This is a genomic window from Arthrobacter sp. FB24 (assembly GCF_000196235.1).
GTDB lineage: Bacteria > Actinomycetota > Actinomycetes > Actinomycetales > Micrococcaceae > Arthrobacter.
In genome coordinates, this window is sequence record NC_008537.1 from 16,430 (window position 1) to 38,634 (window position 22,205).

The 22,205-nt window shown below is 62.4% G+C and carries 23 protein-coding genes and 2 pseudogenes; 18 read left to right on the plus strand and 7 right to left on the minus strand.

All coding sequences use genetic code 11. The features are described 5' to 3' along the window. Positions 1-143 precede the first annotated feature (143 nt). Both ARTH_RS21240 and ARTH_RS21245 read left to right on the plus strand, forming a co-directional pair. A complete protein-coding gene (locus tag ARTH_RS21240) occupies positions 144-1,409 on the plus strand; it encodes an IS110-like element ISArsp5 family transposase (RefSeq protein WP_011689570.1) in 1,266 nt (421 codons plus the stop codon). A 272-nt stretch (positions 1,410-1,681) separates the two neighbouring features. Further along, complete coding sequence (locus ARTH_RS21245) at positions 1,682-2,545, plus strand: TIGR02391 family protein (protein WP_011689571.1); 864 nt, start codon at positions 1,682-1,684, stop codon at positions 2,543-2,545. 828 nt (positions 2,546-3,373) lie between these two features. Here ARTH_RS21245 and ARTH_RS21255 read toward each other — a convergent pair. Continuing rightward, positions 3,374-4,264, minus strand: a complete 891-nt coding sequence (locus ARTH_RS21255; RefSeq protein WP_011689573.1) for a hypothetical protein — start codon at positions 4,262-4,264, stop codon at positions 3,374-3,376. Between the two features lie 839 nt (positions 4,265-5,103). Between ARTH_RS21255 and ARTH_RS23635 the strand changes: the two genes are divergently transcribed. Beyond that, a complete protein-coding gene (locus tag ARTH_RS23635) occupies positions 5,104-5,595 on the plus strand; it encodes a hypothetical protein (protein ID WP_011689575.1) in 492 nt (163 codons plus the stop codon). Between the two features lie 58 nt (positions 5,596-5,653). Here ARTH_RS23635 and ARTH_RS21260 read toward each other — a convergent pair. Then, positions 5,654-5,875: pseudogene (locus ARTH_RS21260) on the minus strand (DUF2188 domain-containing protein); the annotation flags it as partial. A 440-nt stretch (positions 5,876-6,315) separates the two neighbouring features. Between ARTH_RS21260 and ARTH_RS21270 the strand changes: the two are divergent. The 5 genes from ARTH_RS21270 to ARTH_RS21290 are packed head-to-tail and all read left to right on the plus strand — an operon-like array spanning position 6,316 to position 8,211. Continuing rightward, positions 6,316-6,582, plus strand: coding sequence for a glutaredoxin family protein (locus tag ARTH_RS21270; RefSeq protein ID WP_011689577.1), 267 nt, complete (start codon positions 6,316-6,318; stop codon positions 6,580-6,582). Positions 6,583-6,607: 25 nt separating this feature from the next. After that, positions 6,608-7,213: a single-stranded DNA-binding protein gene (gene ssb / locus ARTH_RS23270; RefSeq protein ID WP_011689578.1), complete on the plus strand. Its 606-nt coding sequence runs from the start codon at positions 6,608-6,610 to the stop codon at positions 7,211-7,213. Then, positions 7,210-7,665, plus strand: coding sequence for a hypothetical protein (locus tag ARTH_RS21280; RefSeq protein WP_011689579.1), 456 nt, complete (start codon positions 7,210-7,212; stop codon positions 7,663-7,665). Before ssb ends, ARTH_RS21280 begins: the two co-directional genes overlap by 4 nt. Then, positions 7,655-7,918, plus strand: coding sequence for a ParB family protein (locus tag ARTH_RS21285; RefSeq protein WP_011689580.1), 264 nt, complete (start codon positions 7,655-7,657; stop codon positions 7,916-7,918). The genes ARTH_RS21280 and ARTH_RS21285 overlap by 11 nt, the downstream gene beginning before the upstream one ends. 2 nt (positions 7,919-7,920) lie before the next feature. Beyond that, on the plus strand, positions 7,921-8,211 hold the full coding sequence (locus tag ARTH_RS21290) for a helix-turn-helix domain-containing protein (RefSeq protein WP_011689581.1): 291 nt from the start codon (positions 7,921-7,923) through the stop codon (positions 8,209-8,211). A gap of 338 nt (positions 8,212-8,549) precedes the next feature. On the opposite strand, the gene ARTH_RS21295 is transcribed toward ARTH_RS21290, so the two are convergent. Further along, positions 8,550-8,858 carry a hypothetical protein gene (locus ARTH_RS21295; protein ID WP_011689582.1) on the minus strand — a complete coding sequence of 103 codons (309 nt, stop codon included), beginning with the start codon at positions 8,856-8,858 and terminating at the stop codon, positions 8,550-8,552. A gap of 248 nt (positions 8,859-9,106) precedes the next feature. On the opposite strand from ARTH_RS21295, the gene mobC reads away from it, so the two are divergent. From mobC to ARTH_RS21315, 5 genes and pseudogenes are all read left to right on the plus strand, one after another. Beyond that, complete coding sequence (gene mobC, locus ARTH_RS21300; RefSeq protein WP_011689583.1) at positions 9,107-9,505, plus strand: plasmid mobilization relaxosome protein MobC; 399 nt, start codon at positions 9,107-9,109, stop codon at positions 9,503-9,505. Further along, positions 9,502-11,142, plus strand: coding sequence for a relaxase/mobilization nuclease domain-containing protein (locus tag ARTH_RS21305; RefSeq protein WP_011689584.1), 1,641 nt, complete (start codon positions 9,502-9,504; stop codon positions 11,140-11,142). The genes mobC and ARTH_RS21305 overlap by 4 nt, the downstream gene beginning before the upstream one ends. Positions 11,143-11,606: 464 nt before the next feature. Next, positions 11,607-12,068: pseudogene (locus ARTH_RS24495) on the plus strand (pyridoxal-phosphate dependent enzyme); the annotation flags it as partial. 302 nt (positions 12,069-12,370) lie between these two features. Next, positions 12,371-12,550, plus strand: coding sequence for a pyridoxal-phosphate dependent enzyme (locus ARTH_RS24500; RefSeq protein ID WP_332248826.1), 180 nt, complete (start codon positions 12,371-12,373; stop codon positions 12,548-12,550). 138 nt (positions 12,551-12,688) lie between these two features. Then, complete coding sequence (locus ARTH_RS21315) at positions 12,689-12,985, plus strand: putative quinol monooxygenase (protein ID WP_011689585.1); 297 nt, start codon at positions 12,689-12,691, stop codon at positions 12,983-12,985. Positions 12,986-13,053: 68 nt separating this feature from the next. On the opposite strand, the gene ARTH_RS21320 is transcribed toward ARTH_RS21315, so the two are convergent. After that, positions 13,054-14,247: an IS110 family transposase gene (locus tag ARTH_RS21320; RefSeq protein WP_011689586.1), complete on the minus strand. Its 1,194-nt coding sequence runs from the start codon at positions 14,245-14,247 to the stop codon at positions 13,054-13,056. A gap of 243 nt (positions 14,248-14,490) precedes the next feature. Between ARTH_RS21320 and ARTH_RS21325 the strand changes: the two genes are divergently transcribed. The 3 genes from ARTH_RS21325 to ARTH_RS21335 all read left to right on the plus strand — a co-directional run bounded on the left by ARTH_RS21325 (position 14,491) and on the right by ARTH_RS21335 (position 17,071). Then, entirely contained in the window at positions 14,491-15,723 is a 1,233-nt protein-coding gene (locus ARTH_RS21325) for a hypothetical protein (protein ID WP_011689587.1), read from the plus strand. A gap of 203 nt (positions 15,724-15,926) precedes the next feature. After that, positions 15,927-16,508, plus strand: a complete 582-nt coding sequence (locus ARTH_RS21330) for a helix-turn-helix domain-containing protein (protein ID WP_043431359.1) — start codon at positions 15,927-15,929, stop codon at positions 16,506-16,508. After that, the gene (locus tag ARTH_RS21335; RefSeq protein WP_011689589.1) at positions 16,505-17,071 is read left to right on the plus strand and encodes a DUF6036 family nucleotidyltransferase; all 567 of its coding nucleotides are present in this window, start codon (positions 16,505-16,507) and stop codon (positions 17,069-17,071) included. The genes ARTH_RS21330 and ARTH_RS21335 overlap by 4 nt, the downstream gene beginning before the upstream one ends. Positions 17,072-17,174: 103 nt before the next feature. On the opposite strand, the gene ARTH_RS21340 is transcribed toward ARTH_RS21335, so the two are convergent. Together ARTH_RS21340 and ARTH_RS21345 are read right to left on the minus strand one after the other, a co-directional pair. Further along, positions 17,175-17,831, minus strand: a complete 657-nt coding sequence (locus tag ARTH_RS21340) for a flavin reductase family protein (RefSeq protein ID WP_011689590.1) — start codon at positions 17,829-17,831, stop codon at positions 17,175-17,177. Continuing rightward, entirely contained in the window at positions 17,828-19,267 is a 1,440-nt protein-coding gene (locus ARTH_RS21345) for a purine-cytosine permease family protein (protein ID WP_011689591.1), read from the minus strand. Before ARTH_RS21345 ends, ARTH_RS21340 begins: the two co-directional genes overlap by 4 nt. 92 nt (positions 19,268-19,359) lie before the next feature. Here ARTH_RS21345 and ARTH_RS21350 point away from each other — a divergent pair, with 92 nt between their 5' ends. Together ARTH_RS21350 and ARTH_RS21355 are read left to right on the plus strand one after the other, a co-directional pair. Next, positions 19,360-20,013 carry a GntR family transcriptional regulator gene (locus ARTH_RS21350; RefSeq protein ID WP_011689592.1) on the plus strand — a complete coding sequence of 218 codons (654 nt, stop codon included), beginning with the start codon at positions 19,360-19,362 and terminating at the stop codon, positions 20,011-20,013. Positions 20,014-20,780: 767 nt separating this feature from the next. Then, positions 20,781-21,350: a hypothetical protein gene (locus ARTH_RS21355; RefSeq protein WP_011689593.1), complete on the plus strand. Its 570-nt coding sequence runs from the start codon at positions 20,781-20,783 to the stop codon at positions 21,348-21,350. Positions 21,351-21,513: 163 nt separating this feature from the next. Here the strand turns inward: ARTH_RS21355 and ARTH_RS21360 are convergent, their stop codons facing one another. Continuing rightward, positions 21,514-22,188: a metal-dependent transcriptional regulator gene (locus tag ARTH_RS21360; RefSeq protein WP_011689594.1), complete on the minus strand. Its 675-nt coding sequence runs from the start codon at positions 22,186-22,188 to the stop codon at positions 21,514-21,516. Between the last annotated feature and the right edge of the window lie 17 nt (positions 22,189-22,205).

Here is a 22,205-nt window from a genome sequence, read left to right on the forward strand (position 1 = left end):
AGGGTGTGCTGGCCTGCCGGCCCCGGCAGGATTGCCGCCCCCAGTCTTCAATGATCCGGGGGGTGTTGTCACCGGGGTCCGGTAGGTGCCGGAGAGACCGCTAATAGAGGCAGGACAGGTGGGGATCGTCGTGCGTAACGTGGATGCCGGGCTCTGACACCGCGGACAGTCCAGCACTGGGTATCAGCTGCTGTGACTGGGAGGTACTGGTGATCGGAAACCACGAAAGCATTGATGTCTTCATCGGCCTGGACGTCGGCAAGGGCGAGCACCACGCCGTTGCCGTGGACAGGGCCGGTAAGAAACTCTTCGACAAGGCTTTGCCCAACGACGAGGCCCGGCTGCGCGAAATCCTCGGCTCTTTGAATAGGCACGGCAGTATCCTGCTCGTGGTTGACCAGCCGGCCACGATCGGTGCACTCCCCGTCGCGGTTGCCCGGGCCGCCGGCGTCACAGTCGGATACCTGCCCGGGCTGGCGATGCGCCGGATCGCGGACCTGCACCCGGGCGAAGCGAAAACCGACGCGCGGGACGCGTTCATCATCGCCGAAGCGGCCCGGACCATGCCGCACACGTTGCGCTCCATCCAGATCGCTGACGAACAGCTCGCGGAACTGACCATGCTCTGCGGCTTCGATGACGACCTGGCCAAACAGGCCACCGCGACATCGAACCGGATCCGGGGCCTGCTGACCCAGATCCACCCCGCACTGGAGCGTGTCCTTGGCCCGCGGTTGGACCACCCGGCACTGTTGGATCTGCTGCGGACCTGGCCGACCCCCGACGCCCTCCGCCATGCCGGCCGGCGCAGGATCGCCAGCCGGCTCACAAAGCTTGCACCCAGGATGGGTGAACGTCTCGCCGACGAGATCATCAACGCACTGGACCAACAAACGGTCACCGTCGTAGGGACAAACGCTGCCACGATCGTGCTGCCACAGTTGGCGCGGATGCTCGCCGACATCCGGCAGGCCCGCGACACCGTTTTCATCCAGGTCGAAGCCCTCGTGGAGGCCCACCCTCTTCACCCGGTCCTGACGTCACTCCCGGCGGTCGGCGTCAGGACCGCAGCACGGATCCTCACCGAGATCGTCGGCAAAGACTTCGCATCTGCCAGGCATCTGGCCTCCTACGCAGGCCTCGCCCCCGTGACCTGGAGATCCGGAACATCCATTCGCGGAGACCACCCATCCCGGAAGGGAAACAAGATCCTCAAAAGAGCCCTCTTCCTCTCCGCCTTCGCCGCGCTGAAAGATCCTCCGTCGAGGGCCTACTACGACCGCAAGCGGGCCGAAGGCAAACGTCACAACCAGGCTCTAATCGCTCTGGCCCGCCGCCGCTGCGACACCCTCTACGCCATGCTCAGGGACGGCACCTTCTACGAACCACGGCTACCCTCAGCCGCTTGACGAAAACCATAGAGGCCCCCCACGCGCCGTCCCATGAACTGCCGATCACCCGTTGATGGCTCCCCGGACGGGACCACAAACCGCCAATCTAAACTGCGATTTAACCGCCATCTCCGGTTAAAAGTCACACATTTGTATGGGATTTTTCGCTGCTGGGAAGTGGGCCACGGGTGTCGCGGTGGGGGACCGGCTTACGGGACAGTGCTGCCTGGGAACGGCATAAGCTGAAACCTGAGGCATCTGACGCAAGTTCTGACTATGGGGGGAACGACTTGACCGATTACGGTGAGGACTATCTGCGGCGCCTACTCGACGCTGTCGGCCGCTTCGAGGACGCGTTTAACGCCTGGATCGAAACGCAACAAGAATCCGACCATCTTTCTTCTCGAGGCATTCTCCCGACCGTATGGGCAAAAGACGGACAAGACCCTGCTCTTGTGCGCCGTCTCGAACTCGATGTCGCAGAGGCCGCAGGGCTGGCCGCACGTGCAGTCGCCGTCACCGGGGCGTACATCTCTGTCGCGGGGATTGGCGTTATCGACCCGATTTCCAACTGGTCATTCATGTCATCACCCAAGGCCCCGCTTGCACCACGTGATATTCGAATGACGACTGCAAACGTCAAAGGCCGGCTAGAAGCAATGCTCACCGATGCCCAAGCCACTTCGGACTCGAGTTTGCCAAGTTTTTCTCCCGCAAAGCTTCACCCCGTCATCTGGGCGGGTGCAGCTGCGCACTGGACAGCTCACCAGTACCGAGTTGCCGTACGTGAAGCTGCCGAGGGGCTTACAGTCCATTGGAAACAGAAGCTCAAACGCAACGATGTAGACGACACCGTGTTCTGGCAACAGACCTTGTCGGCAGGCGAGGCGGTTGATGGCAAACCCAAACTCGTTTGGCCCGGCCCCGCCGAGGACAAGACTGCCAAGAGTATGCGTGGTGGCCTTGAACCACTTGCCAAAGCTTTGAACGCTCTGGCTACCGGCCTCAATCTGACGGTCCGAAACGTCACCACCCACACTAGAGACGAGCTCAGCGAGCAGCAGGCGATGGAGCGCCTTGCCGCCTACAGCTTTCTTGCCCAACTGCTCGATCAGTGCCAGATTGAGCGCTTCGACAGTGATGCCGCCCGGTAGGCGATCGGTTACGGCGCTACTAGCCCAAGACGCGTGTCGACTCGGGCGGCTACGATGCTCAGCGCGCCGCTAAGTAGAAGGCTGAGAGCAAGTACGCCAAGGCCGCAAGCAACGGCTAGCCCGAAGGCATCGGGTTCGGCGACAGAGTCAATGACAGGCTCTTGGTAGTACCAGATCGTGTACCACGCATTCATGCCGAAAACGCCGATGAGTACAGTCACGATCCAAGATACGACTGCCAGATGCCAAACTTTCATGCTTCCCCCAAGGACTAGCTTCCGACAAAGCCTAGCCGTAGCTCGAGAGCCGTCCGGCCGACCTCTACGGCGTCCGGTAAGGGCCGCTTACGGACAGACTGATCGGGGCCGGATGGCCGGCATCAGAATGCCCGCTTTGGGCTAGTCTTTGGTCATGTCAGACGACGCCGCCCGTCGAGTCATCCGCCTGTTCCCTGACTACGGGCACCGGTGGCCACTTTGGGAGAACAGCGCCCCCGGTCACCCGAGCAAATACACGATGGCGCCGGCTGACTTCGGACTGTCAGAAAACCCTAACTGACCGACTTCGTGCCTGGTACGACGCTTGGGATGCCGAGAATCTTTATGAGAACGGTTGGAGCTCACGCGCCAAGGAATTGGCCTGGAAGGCTGAGGGAGCCCGTATCGCCGAGCAACTTCGAGCAGAGGTCAAAGCATTCGCGGATGTGGAATACAGCGAGTAGCGGCCCCGACACCGCAGGTGTTGCGTAGAAGGATCCTCAGTCGGAGCGGCTGAGCGTGAGTTTCGAAGGTGCCGGGAACTTTTGGGGCTGGGACATGGGAGACCTGGCTACTGTCCGGGACGGATGATAACGTCGGCGTCCCACGTCAGGTGTGCTCCCTCCTTTAGTGGTAGCGCTTCGATGGCGGGGTCCTGCACTAGTGCCGCTATGAGTTCCTGGCTGCCTGCGACCACTGTGGAGTCGAAGTCTATTTCGGTCACCATGACCCAGCTTCTGTCTTCCGTCCAGAGTATGTTCGGTGATTGCGGGAATTGTGGGGAATGGTGCCAGGGCACATGATTCACCCACCCGCGGTCGCGGTAGAACTGCGGCGCGGCGTTGAAGAGGTAGTAGGCGCGCCCCGGCAGGCTGAGTGTTTCTCCGCGGATCACCTCTGCCGGCAACAGGCCCGAGCCGGGTCCCGTGTTCAGTGCGGCAGCATCGGTTGCATTATTTTCGGGGGTCGTTACGTCAGTGAACGTGAGTTGGGCATGGCCGAGGGAGCTTGTTAGGCCTCCCCATCCTTCCCAAATGGCGGTGACACCGTTGTTTGGCGTGGAGGTATGTTCACAGAGGCGTGCAGCGAGTGCTGCGAGGATGTTTGGTGCGAGGTTGCCGGTCAGGGGTGCGGCATATCGCCAGCCCTCACTGTCGAAAATTTCCTGCTGATTCGATGGGTGCCCAAGGAGCCGTTGGAATTGGGCCAATGGGTGCATCTTGGTCGCGAAAGCCATCGCAACGTCAGACCATCGGACCTGTTGTTCATCCAGCGGGAAGACGCCACCGCGGGGATGTCCGTACCAGGAGCCGCTGTCCGCTGGGCGGTCCCGGGTCACCGGATGGAAGATTCTGGCGTAGGCGGGGAATCCCCGTGGCACTACAACATGCATGTCACGCCACACAGAATCCATCAGAGGCTTGAGCCAGGCACCGGGAGCAGTGTTGGGCAACGATTCCATGGCGCCAGCCTAATAGTCAGCACGGGGCCACGACCGTAAGAGGTTGCGAATCGGGTTGGATTGAAGCGGGCGCGACCGAGCGTTGACAGCCCGAGGCAAAGGATCCCCTTACGGGCACCTGAACCCGGCGCCATCCCTGGATCCAGTTGTCTCATAACCTCAGTGTCTCGAATCCCTAGGGTTTCGAGACCCCCAGCGTGTGACGGTGGGGTAGCGCGGACTTCTGTCGGAATTTGCTAGCCGTGTACCGCGAATATTGGACCTATTCACCCTATTGCTCTTCCTGAAGCTTGGGGCTACCTTTGCACCATCAGATCGGCACAGATACTGGGGGTAAAGTGCGGGTTTTAATGACCATTGATGAAGCGAAATCTAAGCGCTCAAATAACGTGCGCAAAAGGGTCGTCGCAGCTACGATGCTTTCGGCTTTTGTTATCTCTTTTGGAGCGGGATCGGCCGTGGCTGGTGATGCCTGGGGCGACACAGGATACTACACGGTGTCCGGAATTCAATATGAAAACTTCGCTCGAGTCAGCACCTCGACTGGCCAGGCGACGGCTGAAAGCTGGGCTCGCAGAGTGGGCGGCAACACGCCCGTCGGGTATGCCGGTGCACGGGGAAGGCTCTTTACGAGCGGCGGCAGCCTCAGCTGCGAGGGAGTCGATAGATACAACCCATCCACGGGGTCCTATGCTGTTGGCTCCTCGTGCGCCCGATACAGCTCGGGGACTTGGTACAGCTATGGCGTCACCCAGGGTTGGAATGGGACAGGGTATACCGCGGTCTACACGTTTCGTACAGTTAATCAAAACAGCTAATACGCCGGGGGAGTATCAAGAATGCCAAAAGTAAAAAGGTCTATTGCCATTCTGCTGGGAGTTTTGGTCTGTACGGTCAGTGGTGTTGGGGCTGGAGCGGCGGTGGGGCAGGGGCTAGGAGTATTCAAGCCGGACGGCGTATCTTCCGCCTTGGGTTCTCAAGCCCAACCTATGCCTAAGCCGTCATACAGCACCAATGTCAATGGACAGAGCTTTGGTTCGGCGCTCATGGCCACCTCGCCTGAGACCGAGCCGGATCTTATTCAGGTTCAAGCCGACAATGGTAGGACTGGCTACGTCCTGAAAAAGCACCTTGATGATGCAAACGGAGCAACTGCTGCCAAAGGTTTCAGGAGCCCCGAAGAAGCCATCCGGTGGCAAAATACGGAGGGTAGGGCAAATCGACATATTCCCGTGTTCGAGGCGGACGGGAAAACCGTAGTAGGAACCTTCACTATCATTGGGTCAGCTGAGCAGGAGGCCATCATCGGCCAGTCCCCAGGTGCCCCGTAGGGTTACTGACCCTCCCTCGCGTATTTCCAGGCCGCGGCTGGCGACTCACGCCGGTCAGCCCCGGGACATTCCGCGGATCGTTGCCGTAGCTGTTCTTCTCGGAGATCACGCCGTCCTGGTTTTTGATGATGTGCTCGACCTTGTCGGCCCGGGCGGCTTCGCGGCCAGCCGCTACCGCATCCTCTTTGGTGCTGTAGCCGGCGTCGAACGCCAGGTCCGAGCCCTCGCGTTTGTTCTTCCACTGGCCATCTTCGTACGTCTCAATGTCTCCTTGAGCCACTGCACACTCCTTTAGCCGTTCGGTCCTGCTCTCTGACTTTGGATAGCGAAAAGCCCCGTGGCACTGGGGGTCCACGGGGCATTTCAGGGCTCCCTCTACCTGTTTGGGGTTCAGGCCGGGAAGCTAAGACCAAACTAATAGCAAGTAGGCTTACTTTTCAATCCCACGCGCCGACCGGCGCACCGGATACCTCTCCCATGGTCCAAGACTTGAGCCTCCGGGCCCGGCCCATTCCGAAGGGGGAGTTGTCTTCGGCAGGGGCGGTGAATGCAACCAGGTCCGGCAGTCCAACGTTGCCGTTCTCACTTTCACCGGCAGTCGGGAAAACCCCTAAAACAAACTGGAAAACCGTTTTCATTCACATGAATGCTCGGTAAAATGGGGGTAGCTGGAAAAGCAGACGAACCTAACTGACGTGATACGAAACCGAGGACTGGACAATGACTCTGACCATCTACACCAAGCCCGCCGGATGCTTTGGCTGCACCAAAACCAAGCAGAAATTCACCGAGGCCGGCGTACCCTTCCGGGAGGTCGACGTCACGACCAACCAGGCCGCATTCGAGTACATCACCGAAGAGCTGGGCTACTCCCAGGTTCCCGTCGTCGTCTACGACAAGGACGGCACGGAGAACCACTGGTCAGGGCTGAACCCGGGCGGTATCGAACAGATCATCGCCATCGAATCCCACGGCACCGAAGCCTGAACCGGGAAGGCAGGGGAGGGCTCTTATGTCAGGAGAAACCAGCACCACCGTTGCGGGCAATCTCACCGCGGATCCCGAGCTGCGGTTCACGGACGCCGGCACGGCCGTCGCCAACTTCACTATCGCTTCCACACCCAGGACGTTCGACCAGACCCGCGGCGCCTGGGTGGACGGGGAGACCCTGTACCTTCGGGCAAGCCTCTGGAGGGGCGCGGCCGAGAACGCCGCAGCGTCCCTGGCCAAAGGGACACGAGTCATCGCCACGGGGGCACTGAAGCCGCGCACCTACACGACCAAGACGGGGGAGAAGCGCACCGTGATCGAGTTCGACGTCGAGGAAATCGGCGCTTCGCTGCGCTACGCGACAGCGACCGTGCAGCGGTCCCCGAAGGCCGACACTGACGCCGCTGAAGACGACCGCCAGCACGAGGACACCCACCCGGCCGACCACTTCAATCTGAGCCCCCGCAGGTACTCCGATGATGAGCTGTGGTTTGGACTCGCCGCCAATCCGACAGGCGTTATCGACACCGCCGGTGTCGGCATCGATCCCACTGCAACCACAGGCGGATATTCTGAATCCCAATCGGGGGACACTGCCGCAACGATCAAGGCGCGAGGGACCCTATGACACACGAAGATGACCTCCGCGGCTGGGCTAAAGGCTCCCTCGCCACGGAGGCCGGCACCGAGCTACTGCTGCGCGGCTTCGCTGGCCGTTTTGCCACCCTGGACAACCCCTGGGTGTACGGACGGGTAAAGAAGTCGCCTACCTTCAGCGAGAGCGCGTGGATTGATTTCGAGAACCTTGGTGAACACGCAATCTACGGGGCTTACGCACCAGAGGAACGGCGGTTCCTGTTGGTGGCAGCGTCCCTAGTCTCGGATGCCGACGTGGTCCTGAGTGATGCGCTTCAAGGATTGGACCGGGTGCATCTGGACCTTGTACTTGCGGCTATCGCACATGCCGGAGGCAGCCACCAGCACTCCGAAGCGCGGGCGAACGGGGACGGGAACGCAGTGCTGCGCCCTGAATATTTGAACAGCCTCCATCAATGGCCCAGGAGTCTTCGTGCCGTCTAGGAAGACCGCTGCGTTCACCCCTTACTTCACCGAGGACGAGGCCGGCCAGGTCCGTGCTGCCTTCCTTGCCGCCGGCGCGGCCGAGGGGGATGCGAGCGTGTCCGACTTCATCGTGCGGGCCACGATGCGGGAAGTGAAACGCCTTCAGCGCAAACACAACCAAGGCGTGAAGTGGGACCCGGTCCCGTCGGGGTCCTTGCGCAGAGGACAGCGCACCAGGGACGAGCTGCGTCACCGGAACGAGAGCGAGTAACTATGGGTCAGTGGACTGATGACGTGAACAATATGCCAGCCGCCCAGGTCGCTCCGGGCCTGTCGAGAATGCTGACGCTGGAGCAGGTCCAGGAGATCCTGAACGTCAAGAGCAGCCTCGTCTACGCCCTGGTCCGTAGTGGGGAACTTCCCGCAGCTCAGTTCGGTGGAAGGGGTATTTGGAGGGTCCGGGAGAGTGACCTTGCCGCCTACATCGAGGGCGCTTTCGCCAAGACTGCGGAGCGGATCGCCGCTGGACAGATTCCGCAGGAGCACGTCACCGAAAACGACTGACCACGGCACTCAAAACAGATGAAGGCCGGCACCTCGCAAGGTGCCGACCTTCTGTGCGTTGTGGCCCTTTCGACCGCTGCGTCTACGGCTGAAAAAGGCCCAGCCCTTCGCGCGGCCGCCGGCCGGGAGCGCACGTCTTGGACCACGGGAAACTCTGCCGGTGGCGACCACTGACGGTCCAGGCTGTGCACGGACGCCGGTCCCTGCGGCGGGTCGACGGGATGTGGTTCCCTGGCGGTTGTGTGCAGCCGGTCAGGTGGGTCCCGTCGACCCCCTGTGTGCGGGAAAAGCAGCGGAGCGGTTGGGCTTTTGCCGTGCCCAGGTGGGCGAGGGGAACGTTACTGTTCGTCGCTGGTTTCGCCGCCGGAGGCGGCATCTGAGGCAGTCGCGGTGGTGCGTGCGGCGTTCTTGCGTCGGCGGCCGGCAGCGGGCGATTCCAGGCCGAGCTTCTTCAGTTCCTCGGGGCTCCAGCCGTCCTTCGTGGCACGGACATAGGCGCGCTTGTCTTCACGTTCTGCCTGGGCAAGTTGCTCGCGGAGGTCGGCAATCCGCTGCCGCGTCTTTACCAGGTCAGTAACGGACTCGATACGGGAGTCAAGCAGCGCTTTGGCCTGGTTGCGTGTCTGTTCAATGTCGATGGTTGCCATGCCCCCAGCCTAGCGCGTGGGTCCGACGATGAGCCGCAGCGACCACACCCCGAACGGTGACGGCAGTTGGGTCACCATCGCCCGGCGCCGACCCAAAGAGCAAAAGCCAACCTGACGGAGCAAGCTATACATTTACACGGGTGTAAGTGGCTTGCCGCGCTCGACACTGGCGGTCGAGTGCGGCACACTTGTCAGTGTGGTCCCCGGTTTCGGGGTCGCTGCGCTGGGCCAGAGAAAGGATGGATTGAATGTCGGATGAGCAAGCTCCCCGCCGGTTCAATCTGTCGCGCCGCCGCCGCGAGAATTCGCCCGCTGGGACGAAGAAGCGCCGTGACCTGTGGGTCACTGCCGAAGAAGAAGCGGCTCTGGTTGCCCGCGCCGCCCGGGACAAGGTGACTGTCCCGAATCTGCTGATCAGTTCTGCGCTTTCCGACGCGCAGGAAACGACGGTGGAGCGACGCGCGGCCATCGCCGAACTGATGTCCCTGCACAATCTCCTGGCTCGCTCGTCCAACAACATCAACCAGCTCGCCCGCCAGGCCAACGCGACCAGTGAATTCCCCGCGGAAGCGCGGGAAGCGCTGAAGCACATCCGGTCCGTCGCGATGCGTATTGACCGGACCATTGAAGGGCTGATGCAGGGATGATCCCGAACATCACCCGCGGCTCCCGGATGAGCGGCCTCATGGTCTACCTCGCGTCGACCGATGAGAACAAGACGAAGAACGCACACACCGATCCGCACTTGGTCGCCGGCGACGCCGCGATCATGGCGTGGTACGACGACGGCGTCCTGGACCGCGACGACGCTCTGGCCATTGCGAAGCACCTGGACCAGCCGCGCAAGGCGTACGGGGTGTCCGTCCAGATCAAAGACATGCAGTGGGATGCGTCCAAGAAGGAACGCGTTCACGTCGGCTACAAGGACGCAAGCGTGTGGCACTGCTCCCTCAGCTTGCGTGCCGAAGAGGGCTCGCTGACGGACCAGCAGTGGGGGGATATCGCCAACGAGTTCGTGGACGCCATGGGCTTCACCGAAGCGAGCGGCAAGGCCCAGTGCCGGTGGGCAGCGATCAACCACGGCACAAGCGAGAACGGCAACCACCACATCCACCTGGCCGTCTCCCTGATCCGCGAAGACGGCACCAAAGCATCGACCCACGGCGACTACAAGAAGGCACAGCAGACCTGCCGTGAGCTGGAGGTCAAGTACGGCCTCGAACAGCTCTCCAGCGTGCACGCCACCCGCGGCTACGACCGCGCCGAGAAGGCCGCCGCTATCCGCGACGAACGCGAGATGCACCGGGCCTCCCTGGCACGAAAGGTACGTGCCAGCGCCAGCGCGTCAGCGACCGAGGACGAGTTTGTCCGTCGGGCCCGCGCCACCGGGTTGCTCGTGCGCCCGCGCTACGCAAAGAACACCACAGACGTCATCGTCGGCTACTCCGTGGCCGAACGACCCAAGCCCGGACAGCGGCCCATCTGGTTCGGCGGCGGAACCCTCGCCTCGGACCTGAAGCTCGGCGCGCTCCGCGAGAACTGGATGGACTCACCGCAACTGGCCACGGCCGCTGCAGCAGAGTGGAACGCGGCCGCCCGCAACCGCCGCACCGTATCCAAGACGGGTCCCGAGAACGGAACACCGCCGGAACAGATGTGGGTCGAATACACCCGGAACGCGACCGCACTGGCAGACCAGTTGCGGTCCATTCCCCGCGACGACCACGCGACCTGGGCGAAAGCAGCAAGGGACGTCTCCGGCGCCTTCGCGGCATGGTCGCACCGGCTCGAAACAACGCCCGGACCGCTCGCCGCCACCGCCGCGGAACTGTCCCGCACGGCCCAGCTCCGGTCGCCCCGCCAGCACGGCAAGCCGGTCGCGCTACCCTCCATTGCGGGCACTGCCATGTTGTTCATGGCAGCCTCCAGCAAGAACAAGTCTGCAGCGCAGACAGCCCTCATGGTCCAGCTGATCAACACCGCGTTCGCGGTCTACGAAATGCACCAGCAGTCCGGACGAACCCGTGAGGCCCAGCGCATCCGGGCAGTAGTCGAGCAGCAGCTCGCACCCTTCACCGCCACCATGCCGAAACCGGTGCCGGTCGACGCCGAACAGCAGACCGCCAGCGGAGCTGCCGCACCGGCCAGGGCCGTCGACATCGCCCGGCGCGGAGTGGCGCCGATCCGCCCAGGATCGGCCATGCCACACACACCGACACCGGCGACTCCAGCGAAGACTTTCCAGCCCGGCCGACGCGACACCGGGCCGGGCCAGGACCGATAAGGACGAACACCACTAGTGCAAAGGGGAATCTCAATAGGGATTGTCAAGGACAATCATCGTTTCCAGCAGTGCTGCGCGGCACCCAAGGTGCCCCTAAAGCTATCCGCGGCTGGGGTCAATTCGGGTTATCCATGGCTGATTCTTTTGGGAGCCGTTTGGAGAGCTCCCTCGGCAGCGGTAGCGGTGGATAACTCATGAGGATTTGTCCCCGGCTGTGGGTAGCGGAGGCATTCCGAAGAGCCATGGCAATACAGGATGAATCCGGCCCAGCGCTACGGGTGTGAGTCTGATCCCGATGGGGTGTTTCCATAGATCTCTTCGCCGGGTCGCTGCGGTTGAAAATGCGCTCGCTCTCATCGTTCAGAGCGCATGGTCGCGGTGCCTTCCGTGTTCTGTTGTATCGGGCTTACCAGGGTGCCACGATATCTTCTACCAGCCGTCACACGAGCAGAGGGTCTTCGGAGATGAACGATTCAGTGGGTGCGTTCGCGGGGATTGGGAACACGCCCCTCGTGGAGCTGCGGAGGGTGGTGCCGGCTAACGGTGCCCGGATTTTCGTCAAGTTGGAGTGGGCCAACCCGACAGGGAGCATGAAAGACCGGATGGCCCGCGCGGCGGTCGAAGGCGCGGTGCGTGACGGGCGCCTTGTCCAGGGAGGAACTGTCGTCGAATACACCGCTGGCACGACCGGCATTTCGCTTGCGTTCGCTTGCGCTGTGCTTGGTTTCGGCCTCCACGTCGTCTTCTCCGACGCGTTCAGTGACGAAAAACGCCGGACCATGCTTGCGTTTGGCGCCACCGTCGAGGATGTTCCAAGTGACAATGGCGCAATCACCGAAACGCTGATCAAGCAGATGATCGCCCGCGCCGCTGAAGTATCGAAACAACCGGGCATGTGGTGGTGTGACCAGTTGAATAACCATGACGCGGTCACCGGGTATCTGCCCCTGGGGGAAGAAATTTGGACACAGACAAAAGGCCCGGATCGACGCGTTCGTGCACACGGTCGGAACCGCTCACTCCATTCACGGGGTCACGCGCGCGCTCCGCGCGCACAATCCGGACATCAGCGTCTTTGCAGTCGAACCGGCCGAATCCGCTGTCCTGTCCGGTCAACCGACCGGTGCCAACCGGATCGAAGGCATTGGTATCGGCTTTATTCCCCCGCTGTGGGAACCGGATGCCGTCGATGGCATCCTCACCGTATCCGCCCGACGAGGCAATGGATATGGCGCGGCGCCTGGCCCGGCAAGAGGGGCTCTTTGCTGGCACTTCCTCAGGGGCGAATGTTGTCGCCGCTCTTCACACCGCTGAACGTATGGGGCCTGGATCAACAATCGTCACCATCCTCTGCGACTCCGGACTCCGTTACCTCTCCACCGAGCTCTACCGACCCGAAAAAATCTAGCCTCCAAACCAGTGGGCGCCTGCAATTCCAACGACCCGGAAGCCTGGCGGAGGGATCCGTTGCCTGCTCGGCAGGCGCAGGCCTATACTCGGTCAGGCCGGCACCTTACCGGTTCGGACGATGACTAAGGAGATCACGGTGGCGCCTAAATTCGGAGTGCTTGCATTGGTTGAGGCGAAACCCGGGAAGGAGCAGGAAGTGTGGGATTTCCTGAACGGTGGCCGTGACATTGTGCTTGGCGAACCCGGCACACGTACTTGGTATGCCTTCCGCGCCAGTGAAACCACTTTCGGCATCTTCGACACTTTTGACACCGAGGAAGACCGCCAGGCCCACCTCAGCGGGGCAATACCCGCCGCCCTAGGCGAACACGGCCCGGCGATGCTGGCAGCGGAACCGGACATCCGGATAGTTGAGCTGATCGCCGTTAAGTAAGCCGTCCTGGGTTTCCAGGACCATTCCATCCGTCTTCTGCGTGGCGTGGCCACGAGCTTAGCCGGCGCTCAGAAAGCTTTGGCGTTGGGTTCTTGGTAGGGGGTGCCGTCGCGGAGCATGGCCCAGAGGACGTTGAGCCGGCGTCTGGCCAGGGATAGAACGGCTTGTTTGTGGTTTTTGCCTTCGGTGCGTTTGCGTTGGTAGTAGGTGCGGCTTTGGGGGGAGTAGCGTGCTGCGGATTGGGCGGCGAGATAGAAGGCATTGAGGAGTCGGCGGTCGTAGCGTTTGGGACGGTGGTGGTTGCCGCTGATCCGTCCTGAGTCGCGGGGGACTGGTGCGAGGCCGGCCACGCCGGCGAGGCGGGCTGCGCTTTCGTATGCGGTGATGTCGCCTCCGGTGGCGGCGAGGAATTCGGCTGCGAGCATGGTGCCGAAGCCGGGCATGCTGAGCAGGATCTGGGCGTGGTGATGTTCGCGAAACCGGGTTTCGATCTGCTTGTCGATCTTCGCCACCTCATCATGCAAATCCAGGACGGTGCGGGCGAGAGCGGCGACCATCCCAGCGCCGATGTCCTGGGCCTGAACGGTGATGCGCTGCGCCTGAGCAGCTGCGACGGCCTTGGCGGCGATTGCCTTTGCGTTGTAGCAGCCCTGGTTCCGCAGCCACGTTGCGATACGCGTTTCGCCTGCCCGGCGGATGCCGGCCGGGGTTGTGTACTTCGTCAATAGCACTACCGCGGCTTTGACCATGGCGTAGTCGAATGCTGCTTCCAGGGCGGGGAAGTACTCGAGCAATGTGGCGCAGAGTCTGTTGAGGGCGCGGGTTCGGTCGCAGACCAGGTCAGTGCGCCGGGAACTGAGCAGCCGCAGGTCGGTGCTGATTTGGTCGCCGCTGCGGACGGGTTGCAGATCCCTTCGCATCCGGGCTTGGTCGGCGATGATTGCCGCGTCTTTGGCGTCTGTTTTGCCGTCGCCCCGGTAGGTGCGGGCGGCGTGGTAGACGGTTCTTCCTGGGATGTAGACCAGGGTCTGGTTTTGGGCTTCGAGCAGGCCGATCAACAGCGCGGCCTCGCCTCGGTTCAGGTCGGTGGCCCAGAGGACCTCCCGGCCTGCCGCGAGGTCCGCCACTTCTGTGAGAAGTTCCGTGAGTGCGGCTTCGTCGTTGGCTACCTTTCGGGAGAGCAGCCGGTTTCCTTCGTCGTCGACGAGCACGCAGTGGTGATGAGCTTTTCCGGCGTCGATGCCGGCCCAGAGTTCAGGCATGTGTCCCTCCATCGCGTTGTCCTGGTAAGGCCCAAGCAGATGGCCGCGCCGTCGTGTCCTTACATTGCGATCGGGTCGCTTTTCTCAATTAGCGGTCGAGCCATCGCGGGGTGTCGGGCGGCCATTCCTTCGGAGCCGTGATGCAAAGTCCGGCCATTTAGCTTTTAGCCATACCCGGCACCCCTGGGTTGGTCGAGAGCCTACAATGCTCCCAATCCAGCCTCAATCACCGTAAGGAACGCGATGAGTGACTCGGACGGAATGGATGACCTTGTAGACGGCGGCCTGCGACAGTCGCTGATCATCGGCTCACGCATCGCAGAAACACTGGCCCGCCGACGGCAGGAATCCCAGCGCCAGAAAGAACACGCAGCCACCCAGGCGGCCTATAAGGCGAACGCCCGCCTCACAGCAGAGCGCAGCGCAGCACGCGCAGCACTCGCCCCGGTCAACAAAGACGAGTGGTGGGACAAAGCCCAGCCGCGGGACATCGCCACGGCCTACACAACCGCCGAAGCCTGGAAGAACCACGACCCCGCAGCCCTGTCCGCCGCGGAGAAGATCCGGCACGAAGTGCTCAACCGCTACGGCATCGACACCCGCGACGCCGCAACGAACAGCTCCTCCCTCGAAGCCGGCATCCAGAACGCCGCGACCGACAGCACACGGCAGGACGCGCTTGTGCGGAGTCGGGAAGAAGCCCGGGCTGCAGCCGCTGAGCACGAGAAAGCCATGAGCCTCCTCGCAGCAGCCAGCATCGAAGACCTCCGCGCCCAAGCCGCAGTGCTCGCACCCGAAATGGAACGCCACCAGGTCCCCGTCGAGTACCTGGCCAACCCCGAACTCGCGGCCGCCCTGCAGACCGCCCACGCGGCCAAAACCCCCGCAGCGGTAGCAGCCGCGGACGCCACAGTGAAGGAACGTCTCTACCTCATAGGCAAGGACGGCATCAACGGCCCCGACATCGACCAGCTCCGCAAAGAGACAGCCGAAAACGTCAACGGTGCCGGCAACGAGCACTTCGAAGACCCCGGCTTCGTTCAGGCCGCAAAGGAGATGCACGAAACCAAACTCCTGGCCGAGGCCGGCTACACCGGCTCAGAGCGGACCCCGATGGAACAGCGGTACGAGCAGGCCGAGAAAGAACTTTTCACCCGCATGGAAAGCGTCGGCCGCGAAATCGAGGACCGTGTCACCGGCAACGACAGCAGCCGCCTCAAAGACCAGGGTCTAAAAGCAGAAAGCGCGTCGGCCGCCGGATACGGTTCAGCGGCACACTTGGGGAAGTTCGCCGATTCATTGGAAAGCAGCGGGGCGAGCGAAGCTCAGGTCCGTGGGCGGCTTGTAGCCGCCCGCAGCGAGGGCACCCACCCTAGGTCAGCCCTATCGCCAGGGAAGGGTGCGGCCAAGGCGAGGAAGACCGGAGGCGGCAAGGCCCTCGGCGCGGAAAGAACCAAGAGCGGCCCAGCCCGATAGGCCACTGATACCCGGCCGTGGCCGCGGACCGTCCGGGCCTTCTCTGGGGAGCGATAGGGATACCTGGGACCCAGTTATCCAGACGGAGTCTGGACAATTGCGTTCCCGCATTTTTCGGCGAGGCAGTGTTCCACCATGCAGCCGGTACATGCGGTACCGCTCGCCTGATAATTATGTAACCGTACGGTGGCATAATTGCTCTCATGGACATGAATCCGGAGGCCTTCGGGCGAATGGTGCGAGAGAGGCGTAAAGCTCGGGGCTACACCCAGCAGTCTCTGGCCGAGGCGATCGGCGCTTCCCGGAAATTCGTCGTGGACCTGGAGGCGGGAAAGAGCGGGGCATCCCTCGGCCTTGCTCTGAAGGTGATGCGGGTCCTCGGTCTAGACATCACGGGAGACGACGCTGCTGCGGGCAGCCCGTTTGCAGATGATTTCGCGCAGACGATCCGTGAGGGGGACTATCACTTCGCTCTGCGCCTGGTAGGGGAGTATGCCGCAGCCTCTCTTTCGGCCGGGCGACCACTCATGCCACTCGCTCCGGCCATCAGTGACGCCGACTACCGGACAGCCCTCGGAGCGGTCACCAGGTGGGTGGCAGCAAAGACCGGCACCCCGGTCCCGCGTTGGGCCAAATGCGCTGGAGAGTCGACTGACCCAATCTTTCTTGCCGAGAAGCTTCACCCGGTCAGCGACCGGATGAAAGAGCTCATCCGACGCGAAACTCCCAGCGAAATCGCTGCTATGAACGTCTGGATCCGCGAACGCGATCTGGCGACAGTTTGACCAGGGAACGAGGTTTCCGGCGCGCCGACGTCATTGACCTTCTGCGCGAGGTCGAATCGCGACTCGCATCCCGCGGCGTCGCCTTGGACATCCAGGTCGTCGGCGGAGCCGCGCTGCTGCTCCACGGTGTTCTTGATCGGGCAACCGGAGACATCGATGCCCGGTACACCTCCGCAGAAATCGTCGAGGAGGTGGCCGCCGACATGGCGCGTGAATACGGTCTTCCCCCAAAGTGGCTGAATCGCAGCGCCGCCGCGTTCCTGCCAGAAGATGCGCGGTGGATTGCTGGCCCCGCCGGGACATCGTCAGCGGTAAGGCTCGCTGACCTGCGCACGTTGGCCGCGATGAAATTGGCTGCAGAGCGGTCCAAAGACATCGAGGATCTTGGGCATATCGCCCTCGCGTTGGGGATCGAACACGCGGACCAGCTCGTCCGGCTGGCCTTCGAAAAATACGGGCACCATTCCATAGCTCTGAGCGCACCGGTCGATAACTACGAGATCGTCGCGGAAGAAGCAATCAATGCCGCCAGGGCACTACGTCTCCGCCGGCAGCACCGCTAGTCCACGAACCCGGCCCGGGTGAGGAGGGGGCAGCGTGTGATTGCTGGATCCCGGCAGCAGGCCGTCGCCCCTGCCGGGGCAGGGGCGACGGGGCTTGTTGCGTTTAGGCGGGTTGGCCGGCGAGTCCGTAGGCTTCGTCATCGGATGCCTGGGGGATTTTCATTTCAAACGTCTCGGTGACGGAGGTGTAGTCGTGGTAGCCCATGCGCGCCAGGGGCCGGATCTTGGGGATGTCGAGTTTGCCGTCAACGGTGAGGACCTCATCGTTGATGTGGATCCGTTCGACCTGCGCGAAGACGATGTCGATGGTGCCCACGTTGGAGTTGCCCGTCATCCGGTGGGTTGAGAGGTACCTGCACTCGAAGTGGACGGGGCTCTCGGCGACCATTGGGGTGGGGGAGAGCTCGGCGTACCGTTTGGTCACCCCGGCGTGGTCGAACTCGTTCTCGGCGAAGGGCAGTGCCATGGCGCTGATGTTGACGGCTTCGCGGAGGTCATAGGTAGCCATGTTCCACACAAACCAACCCGTCTGCTCGGCGTTAAGAACGGTGTCCTTCCGCCGGCCGTCCGGGTACTGGTTCGCGGAGAACATCACCATGGGCGGGTCGAAGGTCAGATTTTGCCATTGGCTGTACGGGGCAAGGTTCTCCACTCCGTCGGGGCTGATGCTTGAGAGCCAGCCGATGGGCCGGGGAACGGTACAGCTCTTGAAAGGGGAATACGGCAAGGGGCTGGATTCGTGTGCGGGATCGTATTTCACAGGGATTCCTCAGTGTTGATGGTGACCGCGGCCGGAACGGCGGGCCCGTGTGGATGGGGGTGAACGGGTGCTGGGGTCGGCACAGCAGCGCTATTGCGCACGGAGCGGGACATCGCATAGTACAGAGCACCTGCGGTGACGAGTCCGATAAGCCACGCGATTTCAGCGCCGCCGAGGAGATCGGCGATGGGGCCGACGTAGAGGGAGCTGTTCATGAAGGGGATCTGGATGAGCACACCGACGGCGTAGGCGAGGAAGGCGCCCTTGTTGAAACGGCCGTATTCGCCGTCGCGGAGGAACAATTGAGCGATGTTGTAGCGCTCCCTGCGGACCCAGTAGTAGTCAACGAGATTGATGGCGGACCACGGAGTCATGAAGTACAGCAGGAACAGCAGGAAGTTTGTGAAGTTGGAGAGGAAGTTGCTGGTGGCCGCCAAAGCAATGGCCAGGGATACGGCCGAGATCGCTACGACATAGACGGTCCGCTGGCGCGGGCCGACCCGGTCCTGTCCGATGAGGCTGGTAATGATCGTTGCCAGGGACATGTAGCCGCCGTAGGAGCTCAAGGTGTTGCCGGTTAGCTTGCCCAGAATCACAGCGAGCAGCACGAGAGGCCAGATGGCGCCGCCAAGACCGGCGAGGTAGCCGACTTGATCGTTGCCGAACGCTTTGCCGCCGAGGGCGGCTGCGAGGGCGCCCAAGGTCATGGCGAGCGAACCGCCAAGGACGCTGCCCAGGAACGTCCAGCCGATCGTGGCCCGTTTGGGCGTATTTTCCGGCAGGTACCGGGAGTAGTCAGCAATGTAGGGCCCGAACGTCAGTTGCCACGACGCCGAGAGGGAGACACCAAGGACAAATGCCGCACCGTCAAAGGCGTGCGTCTCGACCACTGCCCCGATATTCCCGTCGCCGATGATCCGCACGAGCAGGATGATGAACACTACGGCACTGAGCACGGCGGCGATGTGCGAGAAACGGTGAATGTAGCGGTAGCCGACGATCGCCAGGGCTGTCGACATGAGCGCGAAGATCATGGCGCCGAACTGGGGGGAGACGTGGAAAAGGGTACCGATTGCCTGGCCGCCCAGGACCAGTCCCGTAGCGTAGAAGCCGATGTAAATCATCAAAGCGAGCACCAAAGGCAGGATCGCGCCGAAGTAGCCGAACTGCGCCCGGCTCTGGATCATCTGGGGCACGCCCAGCTTTGGGCCCTGTGCGGAGTGAAGTGCGGTGAAAAAGCCGCCGACGGCGTTGCCGAGAATAATCGCCGGGATCGACCACAAGGCGCTGTTGCCAAGGATGACAAACAGAGCCCCGGTCACCACCGCGGTGATGGACGTGTTGGCGGCGAACCACACGAACGCCAGGCTTCTGGGTTTACCGTACCGCTCTTCAGGCGGGATGAAATCAATGGAACGCCGCTCGACGGTGGCCATTGCAGACCTCAAATCTCTTAGGGTATGAAACGCGTCACACCAGTATGCGACCGATATATTGGTTGCACAAGGGCCTCCGCTAAAGTTGAGACATGATGCAACAGGGGAAAGCGGCGCAGGCCTACGAGGCAATCGAACACCTCATCGTGTTTCAGGAGCTGGCACCTGGCTCGCTGGTGTCCGAGACCGTCCTGATGGACAAAACAGGTTACGGGCGTACCCCTGTCAGGGAGGCGCTTCAGCAGTTGGCCCGGAACCGCCTGGTCGAAATCCACCCGAATAAGGGCGTTCTTGTTCCGCCGGCCTCCGTTGAAGCACAGCTGCGCATGCTCGAGTTGCGACGGGTTCTGGAAGCCCTCGCGGTCCAGCTCGCCTGCCAGGCCATGACCGGCGAAGACCGGAGCGGCATGCGGGGAATGGTCGAGTTGCTCGACGCTGACGGATTCACGCTCCCGCAATACCTCGAAACCGTCAAGGGAACCCACCAGTTGATCGTCGCTGCGAGCCACAATGAGTACCTCGCCGACGCCATGGCCCCGCTTCAGGGGCTGTCCCGACGCTTCTGGATCGCGCACGTCCGTGACGAGCAAACTGAAATCAGCGAGGGCTCCCGACTTCACGCCCGGATTCTCCGCGCCGTACTGGATCAGGACGCCGCCGCTGCCGAAAAGGCCAGCCATGCCCTCAATGACTACCTCGTGGAGTTCGCATACCGCTCAGTAAGGGCGCCGATCGCGAGCCGATGAGAGTGGGAAGCGCGGCAGCGAACGAAATCAGGATGTCGGCCGGCAGACGTGAGTCATCCCGGTGCGCGCACCTCTGACCTTCCTGCCATTCGACGGTGGCGTCAAGGGAGCTTCCTGGAAGGCGTCCGGAGCAGAGACCGGGCGGAGATCCTCGGTGACGTCGGCCCGGGTGCAGTCCATCTGGCGCTAAGCCCGCCGCAGCCGTTCGCCAGGACCGGCCTTAGGGCATGGGAAGGCTAGTGGGCGGGTTGGAGGGCGAGCTTGACGCCGAACCCCAGGAGGACGGTACCGGTGATGCTGTCGATGATGCGCATGCTGCTGGCTCCCATTGAGCCAGCGGGCGGCGTAGCCTGTGCCAAAGATCAGCACAGTGAACCACGATCACACCGAACCGCCACGGCTGCACACCGGTTGCGTCTCGTCAGCGGCTGCTTTGTCCAGGAACTTTCCCACGTGACCCACGAGCAAATGTGCCGCAGGCTGTGGCGCATTTCGGCCGAGTGTGTGAAGCTCCTCCATGTTCTCTTCCGTTCGCCGTCGGCACCGGAGGCGGACTGTCTTGGACCCACCGCGGGCGACCCGCTGCGGTGCCGGTGCCATTTAAGATGTGGTCTTAGGCGATCGAGCCCGAGTCGACCAGTCAGCTGGGGGTGACCGGTTTCGAGGCCTGTTTTAGCCATGGCGTGATCGACACCAACCCCGACGGTGTGCTCTCTGCCCATTCGAGCAGATCGGGTGTCAGATAGGGAACGAAGACATCGATCTGGATGTCTCCGGTAGGCCCGAGGCTCTCACCAGGCAAGGACGGGATCAACGGTCCCGACATTGACCAGCTGCGCAAGGAGACCACCGCGAACATCAACGGTGCCGGCGACTCACACTTCGAGGATCCCGAGTTTGTGAAAGCTGCCAAGGACATGCACGAGGCCAAGCTCCTGGCCGAGGGCGGCTTCAAAGGGACGGAGCGGACGCCCGTGGAGCAGCGGTACGAACGAGCCGAAAAGGAACTCTTTGCCCGTATGGAGAGCGTCGGCCGCGAGATTGAAAACCGCGTCACCGGCAACGACAGCAGCCGGCTCAAAGGCCAGGGCCTGAAAAGAGAGACCACGTCAGCAGCCGACTACGGATCAGCGGAACGCCAGGAAGCTTTCGCCGCATCTCTGGCAACTACCGGAGCCAACAAAACCCAAGTCCGAGGGCGCGCCGCTGCGGAACGCAGCGAGGGCACACACCCCAGCGCAGCCGTCACCATGGGTAAAGGCGCAGGCATGGCCAAAAAGACCCCCATAGGGGCAACAATGGGTGCTGATCGGGCTAAGAGCGGTCCCTCCCGCTAAGCAGTTTCCCGGCCCGTTTTGGCACCCACGAGGACTTTCGTCTCTGCCCGCTTAGGTGACTTATCGGTAGCGACCCCCGCCGGCGCAGTATGTGGTGGTGGATGTATCCACACCTCTGATCGTTGGAAATGCTTCAAGCCGGATGAGTCCTCCCACCGTGCAGCTACACCGCGATGACCCAGATCGCTTCGGACGCCGATGCGCCCAGATCGATGTCCCGGTCTCGTCCCTGAAGGCGGATGGTTGTGACGTCTGCATACGGACGGTGTTCCCGAACAAAGAGCCTTGTGTCCGGCGCGAGGCCAAGTTCGGTGAAGTAGCGCAACATCTGTGGATCCGCATCGGAAATACGGGTGATTTCGACCGCCCGGCCGGTGTCGGCTGCGGAAAGCTGGGTGGCGGCCGGCAGATGCGGATGACCCTCGGGGGTCGGTATCGGGTCGCCGTGCGGGTCCCGCGTCGGATGTCCTAGTTTCTGATCGATGCGCTCGATCAGCTTCTCGGAGACGGCGTGCTCCAGGATTTCGGCCTCGTCGTGGACCTCGTCCCAGCCGTAGCCCAGCATCTGGACCAGGAACGTTTCCAGGAGGCGGTGCCGGCGGACCATGGCCACGGCATGTTCACGGCCCGCATCGGTGAGTTCGATGCTCCCGTATGGTGCGTGCGTCACGAGGCCCTGCTTGACCAGCTTCTTGATCCCGTCGGACGCGGTCGAGGGCCTGACGCCCAGGCGTTCGGCTATTGAACTGACGGTCATGGGGGTCGCGGACCACTCCGTGGCTGACCAGATCAGCTTCAGGTAGTCCTGGGCTGTAGAGGACAAATCAGAAACCGGCATGCCATCAAGGGTACCAA

Bases quoted from the DNA above. Each gene is read 5' to 3' on its own strand.
- ARTH_RS21270 (WP_011689577.1), top strand. From the start codon at position 6,316: ATGACTCTGACCATCTACACCAAGCCCGCCGGATGCTTTGGCTGCACC.
- ARTH_RS21305 (WP_011689584.1), top strand. From the start codon at position 9,502: ATGATCCCGAACATCACCCGCGGCTCCCGGATGAGCGGCCTCATGGTC.
- ARTH_RS23635 (WP_011689575.1), top strand. From the start codon at position 5,104: ATGCCAAAAGTAAAAAGGTCTATTGCCATTCTGCTGGGAGTTTTGGTC.
- ARTH_RS21290 (WP_011689581.1), top strand. From the start codon at position 7,921: ATGGGTCAGTGGACTGATGACGTGAACAATATGCCAGCCGCCCAGGTC.
- ARTH_RS21280 (WP_011689579.1), top strand. From the start codon at position 7,210: ATGACACACGAAGATGACCTCCGCGGCTGGGCTAAAGGCTCCCTCGCC.
- ARTH_RS21345 (WP_011689591.1), bottom strand. From the start codon at position 19,267: ATGGCCACCGTCGAGCGGCGTTCCATTGATTTCATCCCGCCTGAAGAG.
- ARTH_RS24500 (WP_332248826.1), top strand. From the start codon at position 12,371: ATGGCGCGGCGCCTGGCCCGGCAAGAGGGGCTCTTTGCTGGCACTTCC.
- ARTH_RS21255 (WP_011689573.1), bottom strand. From the start codon at position 4,264: ATGGAATCGTTGCCCAACACTGCTCCCGGTGCCTGGCTCAAGCCTCTG.
- ARTH_RS21350 (WP_011689592.1), top strand. From the start codon at position 19,360: ATGATGCAACAGGGGAAAGCGGCGCAGGCCTACGAGGCAATCGAACAC.
- ARTH_RS21360 (WP_011689594.1), bottom strand. From the start codon at position 22,188: ATGCCGGTTTCTGATTTGTCCTCTACAGCCCAGGACTACCTGAAGCTG.
- ARTH_RS21320 (WP_011689586.1), bottom strand. From the start codon at position 14,247: ATGCCTGAACTCTGGGCCGGCATCGACGCCGGAAAAGCTCATCACCAC.
- ARTH_RS21355 (WP_011689593.1), top strand. From the start codon at position 20,781: ATGTCTCCGGTAGGCCCGAGGCTCTCACCAGGCAAGGACGGGATCAAC.
- ssb (WP_011689578.1), top strand. From the start codon at position 6,608: ATGTCAGGAGAAACCAGCACCACCGTTGCGGGCAATCTCACCGCGGAT.
- ARTH_RS21295 (WP_011689582.1), bottom strand. From the start codon at position 8,858: ATGGCAACCATCGACATTGAACAGACACGCAACCAGGCCAAAGCGCTG.
- ARTH_RS21240 (WP_011689570.1), top strand. From the start codon at position 144: ATGCCGGGCTCTGACACCGCGGACAGTCCAGCACTGGGTATCAGCTGC.
- ARTH_RS21330 (WP_043431359.1), top strand. From the start codon at position 15,927: ATGGACATGAATCCGGAGGCCTTCGGGCGAATGGTGCGAGAGAGGCGT.
- ARTH_RS21325 (WP_011689587.1), top strand. From the start codon at position 14,491: ATGAGTGACTCGGACGGAATGGATGACCTTGTAGACGGCGGCCTGCGA.
- mobC (WP_011689583.1), top strand. From the start codon at position 9,107: ATGTCGGATGAGCAAGCTCCCCGCCGGTTCAATCTGTCGCGCCGCCGC.